The sequence below is a fragment of the Chlorobaculum sp. 24CR genome (genome assembly GCF_004118635.1).
Classification (GTDB): domain Bacteria; phylum Bacteroidota; class Chlorobiia; order Chlorobiales; family Chlorobiaceae; genus Chlorobaculum.
The window spans coordinates 73823-86318 of record NZ_SDGU01000022.1 but is presented as its reverse complement, the minus strand read 5'-3'; the positions used below and the strand labels follow the sequence as shown (position 1 = coordinate 86318).

Annotated in this window: 12 protein-coding genes; all 12 read right to left on the bottom strand. The window is 56.8% G+C overall.

Annotated features, from left to right (window positions below):
* Positions 1 to 303 precede the first annotated feature (303 nt).
* The 12 genes from bchL to EST62_RS04685 all read right to left on the bottom strand — a co-directional run bounded on the left by bchL (position 304) and on the right by EST62_RS04685 (position 12490).
* Positions 304 to 1134, bottom strand: a complete 831-nt coding sequence (gene bchL, locus EST62_RS04740; RefSeq protein WP_129050950.1) for a ferredoxin:protochlorophyllide reductase (ATP-dependent) iron-sulfur ATP-binding protein — start codon at positions 1132 to 1134, stop codon at positions 304 to 306.
* 54 nt (positions 1135 to 1188) lie between these two features.
* Complete coding sequence (locus EST62_RS04735; protein WP_129050949.1) at positions 1189 to 2799, bottom strand: ferredoxin:protochlorophyllide reductase (ATP-dependent) subunit B; 1611 nt, start codon at positions 2797 to 2799, stop codon at positions 1189 to 1191.
* A 29-nt stretch (positions 2800 to 2828) separates the two neighbouring features.
* Positions 2829 to 4091: a ferredoxin:protochlorophyllide reductase (ATP-dependent) subunit N gene (bchN, locus tag EST62_RS04730; RefSeq protein WP_129050948.1), complete on the bottom strand. Its 1263-nt coding sequence runs from the start codon at positions 4089 to 4091 to the stop codon at positions 2829 to 2831.
* Positions 4092 to 4308: 217 nt separating this feature from the next.
* The gene (locus EST62_RS04725; RefSeq protein WP_129050947.1) at positions 4309 to 4632 is read right to left on the bottom strand and encodes an MTH1187 family thiamine-binding protein; all 324 of its coding nucleotides are present in this window, start codon (positions 4630 to 4632) and stop codon (positions 4309 to 4311) included.
* A 14-nt stretch (positions 4633 to 4646) separates the two neighbouring features.
* On the bottom strand, positions 4647 to 5954 hold the full coding sequence (locus tag EST62_RS04720; RefSeq protein WP_129050946.1) for an adenylosuccinate synthase: 1308 nt from the start codon (positions 5952 to 5954) through the stop codon (positions 4647 to 4649).
* An 11-nt stretch (positions 5955 to 5965) separates the two neighbouring features.
* The gene (gene yihA / locus EST62_RS04715; protein WP_129050945.1) at positions 5966 to 6544 is read right to left on the bottom strand and encodes a ribosome biogenesis GTP-binding protein YihA/YsxC; all 579 of its coding nucleotides are present in this window, start codon (positions 6542 to 6544) and stop codon (positions 5966 to 5968) included.
* 176 nt (positions 6545 to 6720) lie between these two features.
* Positions 6721 to 6969, bottom strand: coding sequence for a hypothetical protein (locus EST62_RS04710; RefSeq protein ID WP_129050944.1), 249 nt, complete (start codon positions 6967 to 6969; stop codon positions 6721 to 6723).
* Between the two features lie 97 nt (positions 6970 to 7066).
* Positions 7067 to 7552 (bottom strand): VOC family protein, encoded by a 486-nt coding sequence (locus EST62_RS04705; protein ID WP_129050943.1) that lies wholly within the window; start codon positions 7550 to 7552, stop codon positions 7067 to 7069.
* 105 nt (positions 7553 to 7657) lie between these two features.
* Positions 7658 to 8011 carry a hypothetical protein gene (locus tag EST62_RS13960; RefSeq protein ID WP_371414675.1) on the bottom strand — a complete coding sequence of 118 codons (354 nt, stop codon included), beginning with the start codon at positions 8009 to 8011 and terminating at the stop codon, positions 7658 to 7660.
* Positions 8012 to 8195: 184 nt separating this feature from the next.
* Positions 8196 to 8963, bottom strand: a complete 768-nt coding sequence (locus EST62_RS04695) for an abortive infection family protein (protein ID WP_129050942.1) — start codon at positions 8961 to 8963, stop codon at positions 8196 to 8198.
* 168 nt (positions 8964 to 9131) lie between these two features.
* Positions 9132 to 10658 carry a serine protease gene (locus tag EST62_RS04690; RefSeq protein ID WP_129050941.1) on the bottom strand — a complete coding sequence of 509 codons (1527 nt, stop codon included), beginning with the start codon at positions 10656 to 10658 and terminating at the stop codon, positions 9132 to 9134.
* Positions 10659 to 10852: 194 nt separating this feature from the next.
* A complete protein-coding gene (locus EST62_RS04685) occupies positions 10853 to 12490 on the bottom strand; it encodes a glutamate synthase-related protein (protein ID WP_129050940.1) in 1638 nt (545 codons plus the stop codon).
* Positions 12491 to 12496 lie beyond the last annotated feature (6 nt).

The following is a 12496-nucleotide window of genomic DNA, read 5'->3' as shown; positions in this document are numbered from 1 at the left end:
TTCCCTTAGATCAGTAAAGTCAAATAACAGAACCCTTTCGGGCCTTTTTCCCCTCTCGAAACGTCGCCGTCTCAAGTGAAGGCTCCTAATGTACCACCTCTCCCCCATACTTCCAAATCAATTCTTGCAAAAATCTCTCTTTTCTAGAAAAAAGATTGTGGACGTTGTGGACTGTGTGGACAGCAGTCACAAGCCTTCTTCTGTCCACACAGTCCACCAACGTCCACCAAGTCCACAAAAAAGCCCCATAAACGCCGAAAGAGCGCCTCAGCGCTCTTTCGCAATGCTCTGTAGCTGCCTTGCTTACTGCCAGCCGCCGACTATGTCGAAGATTTCGCGGTCGCCGATCGGTTTCGGTACCGAGGATATCGGTTTTTCGGAGAGAATCTGGTCGGCAATCTCGTTGTAGGGCGCGAGGCACTCTGCAAGCTCCGGCTCGCTCGGCTCCATCGCGAACAGCGTCTTGCCCGCAAAGCGGCTCTTGCGGATCAGCTCGTGGTAGGGAACCTTGGCGAGCAGGCGTGTACCGACCTGCTCGGCGAACTGGTCGAGCATGTTGGTGCCGCCGCCTTTGGTGTAGTCAACGCGGTTGGCCACGATACCGGCGAGCTGCACCTTGTAGCGCACGCTCTTCTGCTGGATAGCCATGCAGAGGCGGTTAGCCGCGAAGATGCTGTCGAAGTCGTTGGTGGCGATGATGACCGCGTAGTCGGCATAGTTCAGCGGGGCGCTGAAGCCGCCGCACACCACGTCGCCGAGCACGTCGAAGAGAATGACGTCGTACTTGTCGTACAGCCCCATCTCCTGTAACAGCGTGACCGATTCGCCGACGACGTAGCCGCCGCAGCCGCTTCCGGCAGGCGGGCCGCCCGCTTCGAGGCCGTCGATGCCCGCGAAACCGGTTTCGATAATATCTTCAGGCGAAAGCTCCTCGTGGTGGAAATCGACCTCTTCAAGAGCCTCGATGACGGTTTTCTGGAGCTTTCCGGTGATCGGAAAGGTGCTGTCGTGCTTCGGATCGCAGCCGATCTGGAGCACCTTGGCCCCCTTGAGCGCCAGCGCTGCCGAAATGTTCGCGCTGGTCGTGCTCTTGCCGATCCCGCCTTTTCCGTAAACGGCCAATACTAAACTCATGGTATGATAGAGGTCAAATGGTTTGTTCGTTGATTTTCAAGCTCTCCGGATGTCTTACCCGCCCAGATGCTCCTTGGCCTTCCGGAACACATCGGCCGTGATGACCGGTTCGCCGATTTCGCGGGCGAAGTTCTCGCTGTTCTTGCGCACCTTCTTGCGCACGAAGAAGGGCACTTTGCCGAGCATCTTCTCGGCTTCGGCAGTCCAGCTCATCTCGCCGCTTGCCGGCACCGTCGCGACCGCAGCTTCCGACGGAGCGGCGGACGAAGCCGCCGTGGCGGTGCCGTTGCCTGTCATCGCCGCTTCGGAGAGCGCTTCCGGCTCCTCCTCCTCGTATTCGAGACCGGCGTCGCCGAAGAAATCGATCAGGTGCTTCTCCAGGCCGAGCTTGGCCGAAGTATAAACCCTGTCGGCCATCACATCCGCGCCGTCGAAACCGAAGAAGGGATAGTAGCCGAGCAGGTGGTTCTCGATATGGGTCGGCGTCGAAATGACCATGCAGGGCACGTCGAGCTTGCGGCAACTGTGCCGCTCCATCTGGGTACCGCAGACCAGCTCCGGCATCTCCTCCTCGATGAAGGCCGAAACCTCCTGGAACTTGTCGGTCACCATCAGCTCGCCCGGCAGGTAGCCCTCGAGCTGCTCGCGCACCCAGTCCGCCTGCTTCGGCAGGTAGGTGCCCGCGCCGATGATCTTCATGCCGAGTTCGTCCTTGAGGAACTTCGTCACGCCCACCACCTGCGTCGCGTCGCCGAACACGAACGCCCGCTTGTTGCTGAAGCTCTCCATGTCCGCCGTGCGCGCGAACCACGGCACGCCGCTCGGAGCGCTCTGGCCGTCGAGCGAAAAGTCACGCATCTGGGGCATTTCGATCGGAGCCACTCCTTTCTCCGCGCCGATTTTGTTCACCTCGGCGATGATCGCCCTGAGCCAGCGCAGCGTTGCGTTGACGCCCAGCGGCGCTTCGGTGATCGAGGGCATACCGAACTTATCCTTGAGGTACCCGGCAGCCTGGCAGCCAAGCTCGCGGAACGGCGCGATGTTGACCCACGCAGCGGGCAGCTTTTTCAGGTCGTCAATGCTCGCGCCCCACGGAGCCACCACGTTCACCTCGATGCCGAGCGTCTTGAGCATCCGGCGCAGGCTGGTGAGGTTCGAGCGGAGGTGGAAGCCGAGCGAGGTGAAGCCGAGCAGGTTGACCGAAGGCTTTTCGGTTTTGGGCTGTTCGGCGGAGAAGCGCTTCACCAGCTCGGTGAAGAGCCCTTCGGCGGCCTCGGTTTCGGTCACCCTGAAGGGGTTGACCGCATAGACCATGATCTTGTCCTGATCGACGCCGGAGGAGCGCGCCATCTGGCCGAGATCCTCCTGAAGAAGCGCCGTGCTGCAACTCGGCGCGACCACGATCAGCTCCGGCTTGTAGTGCTTCTCGACCTGCTCGATCGTGCCGGGCAGCCGAGAGGTGCCGCGAGCCAGGTCCTGGCCGCGCACAACGCTGATGGAAAGCTTCGGGAACTCGGGCGTCCGTTCGAGCATGGTGTAGGTCGCCGTGATGTAGTCGTCACCCTGGGGGGCATGATAAACGGTATGGACCCCTTTCATGCTGTTGGTCACTCGGCTTACGCCGTGCAGCGCGGTCCCTTCATACAGCCAGAAAGCTAAACGCATGATTGATCGTTGGTTTTCGTCTTGGAATTTTACTGAGCGCTGGGCATCACCCCTTCGAGCCACACCGAATCGTCGAACTCCGGCAGGCTCTCGCGGCGCAGGAGCGGAGCGACAAACAGGTTGGCCAGGGTGAATACGCCCGACCAGCTATGGATCGACATGAGCGTGAACTCCATGCTCCACTTGACGACAAAGCCGTTGCCAACGAACGGGTTGGCCGTCATCAGCGAGGTGACGATCATGTCGGGGCGGGTACGCCTGATCTCTTCGAGCTGGCGATGGAAGTTAGGCTGTTCGACCACCTTGACGCCTTCGAGCGCTTCGAGTTCGCGAGCGTGGAATTTCTTGTTGATGTAGGCGCTGCTGCATTCGACAACCTCCGCCCCGGCGTTCTTGAGGAAGCGGGCCAGCGGCAGCTCCATCATGGTGTCGGCGGTGAGGAAAATCTTCTTGCCTTTGAGCATGTCAGTCTGCGGCTTGATCTTCTCCCAAGCCGCTTCGGCGCGGTCGGAGAGATCGACCGTGATGTCGAACATGGCGGCAAGGTCTTCCCAGAAAGTTTTGGTGCCGTCGGGGCCGAACGGGAAGAGCGAAGTCAGCACCTGCGAGCCGCGTTCGCGGCTCAGGCGGGAGCAGACGCGCGACAGGTAGGGCTGAATCGGCGCGAGCACCGTGTCGGGGCCGACGGACGGAAGCTTGTCGAACCGGCTTTCGGGCAGGAAGCCCGCCACCGGAATGCCGAGCTGTTCGGCTTCGGTGCGCAAGTCGTCGGCCGTGATGTCGTTGACCGAGCCGACGAAGACCACCTTTTTCTCACCGGCGGGAGCTTCGGGGCAGAAGGGCACCAGCGCCTGAAGCACCGAGTCCTCAGCCTGCGTAAAGTTGAACACCAGGCCGCTGGCGGGCACGAAAAGCACCGGCGTCTTGTCGGTGCTGAGATGGTGGGCCAGGCCCTTGAAGTCAACCTTCATAACCTCCGGGGTGCAGGACGAAAGCAGGAAGATCACCGACGGATTGTGGTCGCGCTTGATCTCCTCAATCACCGCTTCGAGCTGAGGCTCGGCGCGGGACAGGTCGGCCTCCTCGATGAGCGCGATGCCGAACCGAGGCTTGGCGAAGATCATCATGCCGAGGGCGTTCTGGAGAAAGTGCGCGCAGGTGTGGGTACCGAGAATAAGGAAAAAGCTGTCCTTGATCTTCTGGTAGAGCCAGCCGACGCAGGCCAGTCCGCAGAAGCTGTGGGTAACGTTATCCTCTTTGAGAATCTGGCAATCGCTTGAAACCGGCATCATGGCAATATGACTTTAGAAGATGGTGCTGGCCGCTCCGAAGTGGCTCCGGGCGCTCAACCCTTGATAATTGAGAACTCGAAGATAAAAATAATTTTGATTTATCCGGCGCGGCTTTCCGGGCTTCGAGCAGCGCAGAGAAGCGAGGAGTCGATAAAGCAATGCACACCCCCATGTGAAATTCCATCGAAGATCGCGACCACCCGGTCCACGACGTCCGTCATTGTCCACCACCCGCACCCGGCTTTTGCCTTGCCCTCTCGACCGAGGCCACCTTGTCGCCGAGGGAGACCGCCTTGTCGCGGCGGTCGTCAATCTTCATCACGGTATAGACCCGCGCCACCCCCGCGCCAAAGCAGTGCTCGTGCAGCTTGCGGGCGACAGCGAACAGTTCGTCGGCCGAGCCTTCGACCGTGGTGCCCATGTCGTTTAGCCTGAACGAAAGGCCGCTCTCTTCGAGCAGCCTCTCAAGCCCGGCAACCCAAGCGCTCAGCCCGCTGCCGCCAGCGCCAAGCGGAATCACCGTAATGTCGAGGAGGGCCATCGCTCCGTCCGGAGTTACTTGAACACCGTCTCGTCGCGGCCTGGTCCGACGGAGATGAAAGTCACCGGGACGCCGACAGCCTCTTCGAGGAAAGTCACGTAGGCCTGCGCGTTCGGGTGCATCTCGTCGAAGCTCTTGGCTTTCGAGTTCGAGGCCATCCAGCCCTTGAGGCTTTTGTAAATTGGCTGCACACGCGACAGGGTCTGGTGCTCGGTCGGGAAGTCGTGAATCTCCTTGCCGTCGAGCATGTACGAGGTGCACACCTTGATCTCCTCGAAGGTATCGAGCACGTCGAGCTTGGTCAGCGCCAGCTCCGTCACGCCGCTGATGACGAGCGAGTAACGCAGCGCCACCAGGTCAAGCCAGCCGCAGCGCCGCTTGCGCCCGGTGGTCGCACCGAATTCGCAGCCGATCTTGCCAAGCGCCTCGCCGCTGTTGTCGTCGAGCTCGGTTGGAAAATCGCCATTGCCGACGCGGGTCATGTACGCCTTGCAGACGCCGATGATCTTGCCGATGTGGTTCGGCGCGACGCCGGAGCCGGTGCATGCGCCGCCGGAGGTCGGGTTGGAAGAGGTCACGAACGGATAGGTGCCGTGATCCACGTCGAGCAGGCACCCCTGCGCGCCTTCGAGCAGCACGGTTTTGCCCTCCCGGATCTGGCGGTTCAGGTAGAGCTGGGTGTTGGTCACGTAGGGATCGATCTCCTTGTCGAACGCCTCGTACTCGCCGATGATGGCATCGACGTCGATCTCCTCCTTTTCATAGACCTTGCAGATCAGCTTGTTCTTGGCGGCGATGTTGTCGCGCAGCTTCTCTTCGAGCACCTTGGGACTCAACAGATCGACCACCCGGATGCCGTGGCGGGCGAACTTGTCCTCGTAGCTCGGCCCGATGCCGCGACCGGTGGTGCCGATCTTCTGCTCGCCGGAGAGGCTGGACTCGCTCAGGGAGTCGAGCCGCTTGTGGTACGGCATAATGAGGTGCGCGTTGTGGCTGATGAACAAGCGACCCTTGACGTCGTAGCCCAGCTCCTCGACCTTCTGGATCTCCTCCATCAGCGCATTCGGATCGATCACGACGCCGTTGCCGATCACGCAGATGCAATCCTTGTTGAAGATACCGGAGGGAATGAGGTGCAGCACCACGGTTTTGCCGTCGAAGCAGATGGTGTGACCGGCGTTCGCGCCGCCCTGGTAGCGCACCACGATGTCATATTTGTCCGAAAGGTAATCGACCAGCTTGCCCTTGCCCTCGTCGCCGAACTGCGTGCCCACAAGCACGGTAGCAGACGCTGCCGGCCTGCTGAATGTTTTTTCTTCCACGTCGCTTGTTTTTACTGAGAAAAAGTATCGATCGAAGCCAGAAGCCCGTCCCGGCCACTGCCCGACAAAGACGAATAATTTACAATAAATTTGGCTTTCGACGCGCAACTTTCAATCGTGCGGCGGGCTTTCGACTTTTCGGCCTGCTTGAGTTTGTCCCACTTGGTGAGCACGATGCCGAAAGGCCGCCCGCAATAGTCGAGAAACTCCATCATTTCCAGATCTGACGCCATCCCCGGATGGCGCGAATCGACCAGCAAAACCACGAGAGCGATCTCGGTGCGCTTCTGGATGTAGCCCGTCAGCAGCTTCCCCCAGCTCTCACGCTCCCCCTGCCCCACCTTGGCATACCCGTACCCCGGCAGATCGACGAAGTAGAGGTTGTCGTTGATAAGGAAATAGTTGATGAGCCGCGTCTTACCCGGCGTCGAGCTGGTCTTGGCCAGCCCCCTGCGGACGCACAGCGAATTCAGCAGCGAAGACTTCCCCACATTCGACCGCCCCACAAACACCATCTCCGGCCTGCCGTCTGACGGAAGCCCGTTGAGGCTCGAATAACTACAGAAAAAATCAGCGCTGGTGATGTTCATGAAGGAAAATCCTTATAAAAAAATCACGCCGCGTTTTTCGCGGCGGATTGAATGGCTAAACTAAAAAACCCTGGAGGAAAAACCCAAAGGATTGGGCCGAGGACTACGCCATAGCTCCGTTACCCCAAGAATTTCATTTCCCGTGCAAAATCCCGATCTCCTTTTTTTTAAAGGACTTAGCTGACTGACAAATAATCTTTCTCTTTCGTCGCGTCTTCAATGACCTTCAGCCCGCAAAACACCTCCGAGTCGCCCACACGTTTCGGCCCGACCACTTTGTTCCTGAAACGCTCCCTGATCTTCTTAATCAGTTCAGGATGAACCGTCACCGTTGAGGGATTCTTGGCGGTACGAAATCCCAAAAAAACAGCCGCCATTATTTCCTCTATGAAATAATCGCCGCCAACCTCATACTTCCGTTCCATTTACCTCCCTGTTTGCATTTCCTGAATATACCCTTTTCACGCGCCAATCATCCTCACCCTCTCAGCGGCCACCGATCTTGAAATGTGCTCCTGAAGTTCAACCGCGATGGGCCGCTTCGATTGCTGCGATGTCGATCTTTTTCATCCCCATCATCGCATCGAACGCACGCTTGGCGGCGGCGGAGTCGGGGTCGGATACCGCTCTGGTCAGAGCGATCGGCGTAATCTGCCAGGAGATTCCCCATTTGTCCTTACACCACCCGCACACGCTCTCCTCGCCGCCATTGCCGACAATCGCGTTCCAGTAACGGTCGGTTTCCGCCTGGTCAGCGGTCGCGACCTGAAACGAGAACGATTCATTGTGCGTGAACTCGGGGCCGCCATTGAGTCCGATGCAGGGAATTCCCATCAACGTAAACTCGACCGTCAACACATCTCCGGTTTTGCCGGACGGATAATCTCCCGGTGCGCGAAATACCGCACCAACGGATGAATCCGGAAAGGTCTTCGCATAAAATCGCGCCGCTTCCTCGGCATCGCCATCGTACCAAAGGCAGATCGTCATCTTTGCTTGCGTATCCATATCAGCTCTCCATTGTGATGAATGAAAACCCACTGCTCTGCTTTACTGACAATCGCGTGAGCCCGGTAAAAATTCGCGCCACAATGCTCGCGGTGGCTGACAATGTCAAACTAAAAAGCCGGGCGCGAAAAGCCCAAAAACTGTGGTTGCTGTCGATTGCATCAGCAGTTTCGGCGCAAAGAGCGTCTGCTTGACCATAAATTCTAATGCGAAAAAACCCTGATGCTTACGGGGAAAAAACGTCAGAAGATGGCCTCGGAAAGCTGGAATGAGCACAGGGCGATGGAGTTTATGAGCGACAACCTGTACGACCTGCCCCTTGCGACCGCACAGCGAATTGAGCAACGAAAATTTCCCCACATGCGACCGCCCTACGAACACAATCTCCGGCGATCCGTCAGCCGAGAGCCAGCTCAAGCTCGAATAACTACAGAAAAAGTCGGCGCTGGTGATATTCATGAATGCGGGTGATAGGTGAGGGAATAGAGGCGAATTCCGGGCGGAATGGGCGATGTTTCATACCGGTTGCCAACGGTGTGAAGCCATACAGTAGCGGCAAGAAATCCCAGAGGGGTCGGACGGAGCAGAATTACCATCCGCCTCTCAGACTTATTGAAAAAACACCAATGATAACTCAGAAACATCACTTTTTTTCCTGCTGGTGGTATGTTTCAAGCAAATAGAGCGCCATAGTGCCCGCCAAGTTGATAGCAAGCGCGGCATGTCTTGCGGCAGGACGAGCAGCACGTATTTCCCCGTGACCGTGAGCATCGCCAAGCTTGTTTCTAAGAGCGCCAAGGCCATTGATAATGCTTGAGCATCCGCCAAGTATCTGCTTATAGATAGGCTCTGTATGCTGATCGGTGGCAAGATTCAGATTCTTGGCTGTAAGCTTGTATAACTCAGGTAATTCAATTTTATTGGAAGAGTATTCGATTTTACGCTTGTTCAAAATATGCTTGCATACGCTTTCAAGCATCGTTCCGGCAATGGTAATAGCACCTTCTGGATCTCTTGTCTTTCGCTCCAACGCTTTTTGCCAAATGTGAGTGATTTCATCAACGTTGAACCGCGCCAATTCCGTTTCTATATGCGAATCAGCAGGGGCCTGAGTTAAAGATTCACAATATTCAAGCAAAGGAGCCATTTGATTCCAAATGAATTCACGGCGTTCAGAATATGTATCAAACTCATACTTGACAAAATGCCAGAATTCATTGGCATTACGACGCGCACGTAGCCAATCTGGAACAAGGCTTTTTGTTTTTGGATTGGCCAAAAAGTGGCGGCGTAGTTCCTCATAGTCTTGCTGGTCACCACCAATATTGTCATTTGTAGCAAAGGCAATAAAGGTATCTTGAAGGAACTGTGCTCGCTCCAGCTCAGACTGCAAATGAGAGAGATCGCTCATGATTTAATTGAGATAGCAATATCTACTGAAACATGATTTTATAAAAAAAGCAATGCTAAATAAATGTCCATGAGGCTTCCCGTCCATAGATCATCAGTCTGTTCAACACTCAGCTTTGCTGAACTTTCTCGAATGCGAAAAATGCGAATTTCATAAGCATCACCAACCTCATTGAACGCCATAAACCTCATCAATTTTCCCTGAACCATCGAAATGAAAACGAACGCGACTGCTTTTCGATATAGTCTTCTGCTTGGTTAGGTCATAGTATTCGTACTCGGTATAGAGGTCGAAGGTGCGATCAGTGATCTTGCGGATATCTGTGATGATATTCCTCGACTGGCTTGTCTTGCGCCAAACGAACTGGTAGCTCTTCAACAGATCATCGTAGCTGGGTTTCGACATATCCCAATAGCGCAGGAGATTATCCGAGAAATACCCGTAAATCTGATCGAAATCCCTGCTGTCTTCAGCAACGACAAAACCCCGAATGGTCGTCCGATAAGCCTCCCCCTGGCTATCTGGACTGGCCGTCGATACTGGAGCTGGGACAGGTGCTGGCACAGAGATAGGCACTGATTCTGCTTGCGGTGCGTTGGCGGCTTTCACCCGCTCAGTGTGAATTCCCGGCTCCATGCCTGTTGACGAGTTCAACAAGGTAAGAAGAGGCTGCTTCGGAATCCCAAAACTGAAGCTCTGGGTATCGGATATCTTTGCGAAGTTCACTGCTACAAGGTGTCCCCACTGATCGATAATAGGACTTCCGCTTGAACCTGGCAGAGTGGGAATAGAGTATAACATCCGGTTGCCGTCCGGCTCCTGCGTAACCTTGCCCGCCGTAAACTGCGACTTTATCCCGTCTTTGGTAACAGCAAGTAATAATCCGTAATTGTAACCAATCATGTACACATCGTCATTGACAGTCGGGGAGGTGTAGCTCTTACCTGCTTCATCAAGTAAAGGAATAAGGTCCGTAATAGTCTCTGGCGTGTGCTTGTTTTTGAGCTGGATGACAGCAAGATCCACCGCCTCATCACCAGACTGGTTCAACACAACACAACTTTGGAAGTCGTTGGGTGAGGTAACGTAGGTGTTATCATAAGCGACCCCGATATCCATCACATGCACCTGCATTTCGGTATTATCAGGATTAAAATAGATGCTCTGCAACACCTTTTTCATCACGTTGATCTGCGAATCAAGCTCCGCGTATTGTTGCCTGAGATTGCTGATAGCGTTCCCGTCAAGCGCATAGTAATTGGTTTCAAAGTACTCTTTTAGCTTGCGCTGTTCATTGACCTTTTCCGTTATCCTGTCAGAAAGCAACTGCTTGAAATCCGCAACTGCCTTCGTGATGTATTCCGCAGCGTCCCTCCCCTGCTGCAAAGGGTTTACTACGTGGCGATTCGTTGCTATCCGCCCGTCTCGATCCACAAAGAAACCTGTACCGAATGCAGTACTCGCATGTTCGGCAGCATCCTTCTCGGTTTCATAAATCTCCGGAGCCGCCCCTTTTTCGTTAAGTGTAAAAAACAAGCGGATTCCATTATCGAAGGCAATGGAGTAGTAGTACTGGTTCTTAATAAGAACCACGCTGTTACGATATTTCCCGTAAAGCGTCTGAGGGTCTTCCGGCTTTTTTGTGCATGAGGAGAGCAGGAACGAAACCAGAAGTATAAAAATGGCCTGCCACATGTGGATTGCACTATGTTGATGCTGCTGAATCAAAAACTAAAAAAATTCCCTATTTACCAGTGGAAAATCTGAAACTCGCGATGTTGCCTCGTGCTGTTAAAAAATCCATCTCTGAAAATAATGTAATAAACTGGTGGCTTTCAAGCACATAAAATGCCAGATGCTTGGGATACGCCCTCTCAACCCAAACTCAATCACCCACCGCCAACGCCGCCATAGCGGATTCCGGCCAACGCGGTCATCTCCTGCTTCCAGCTTACCAGATCGGAGACGGTGAATCGATTGAGGTGGTTGTGGCCGCAGGCTCTTGCCATGACCTGCATCATGGCGACGGAGTTGCGCAGGAAGCGATAAACCCGTTGCGCGGCGCGGTCGATCTTGAGGCGCTGGCGCAGCTCGGGGTTTTGCGTCGCGACTCCGACGGGGCAGTGGTTGTTGTGACAGGCTCGCATCCCGAGGCATCCGGCGGCCTGGATCGCGGCGTTGCCAAGGGCGACGGCGTCGGCTCCGAGGGCGAGCGCTTTGATGAAGTCGGACTCGGTGCGCAACCCGCCGGTGATGACGAGGCTGACGTGGCTGGCGGCGCATCTGTCGAGGTGCCGCCGCGCCCGCGCGAGAGCCGGGATGGTCGGAACGGAGATGTTGTTCTTCAGCAGGTTGGGCGATGCTCCGGTGCCCCCGCCGCGCCCGTCGAGGATGACGTAGTCCGCGCCCGCTTCGATGGCGAAGTCGAGGTCGGCTTCGATGTGTTGCGCCGAGAGCTTGAAGCCCACCGGAATGCCGCCGGTCGCATCCCGGACGCGCCCGGCCATGCGGGCGAACTCTTCCGGCGTACGCAGATTGCGGAAATGCGACGGGGCGTGGGCGTCGCGGTGCGGTTCGATGCCGCGAACGCGGGCGATCTCCTCGGTGACCTTGTCAGCCGGAAGCAACCCGCCCACGCCGGTTTTGGCGGCCTGCCCGGCCTTGAAGTGAAACGCCTGGCAACGGATGACCTGCTCGATGTCGAAGCCGAACTCCGCCGGAGCGAGTTCGTAAAAGTAGCGGGAGTTTTCGGCCCTTTCAGCTTCGAGCATCCCGCCTTCGCCGGAGCAGATGCCGGTACCGGCCAGTTCGGCCCCGCGGGCCAAGGCGATCTTGACCTCGCGGCTGAGCGCGCCGTAGCTCATGTCGGTGACCAGCAGGGGAATGTCGAGACGCAGCGGCCTTTTGGCGCGAGGCCCAATGACCACGCCGGTTCCGACGGGCGCATCGTCGTCGAGCGGCTGGACGGCGAGCTGGGCGGTGAGAATCTGGATGTCGTCCCATTTGGGCAGAAGGTCGCCCGGCACGCCCATCGCCGAAACCGGCCCCTGCGGCCAGAAGCTGTCGGGATCGGTTTCGGCAAGCCGGTGAATGGAGCTGTTGCGAGGCTCTTCGGGGCCGCCGTGGAGGTCGGCGTACAGCCCCTGATACGCATCGCGATTCCACGCCTGTGGATGACGGCGCGCCCACCCGGCAATCTCGTTTTCATCGACCAGCACCGCATCGGCCTCCCGGTCGATCCACGCTCGGAACCGGTGCAGCGCCTCCTTGTTGTTGTACTCGCTCACGCCGCTATCGAGCCGATAGTCCCAGTTGTGCAGGCCGCAGATCAGGTTGTCGCCCTCGACCATGCCGTCGGCCATGAGCGCGCCCCGGTGCAGGCAGCGCCCGTAGAGCACCGAGACCTCCTCTCCGCGCCGGATCACGACCAAGTCAACCTCGCCGACCAGCGCGTAGCTCGGCTTTCTCTCCCGCAGTTCGCTCCAGGTCGCGACGTTGACCTTCTTCGGTGATTCGCTGTGACTCATTTCAGG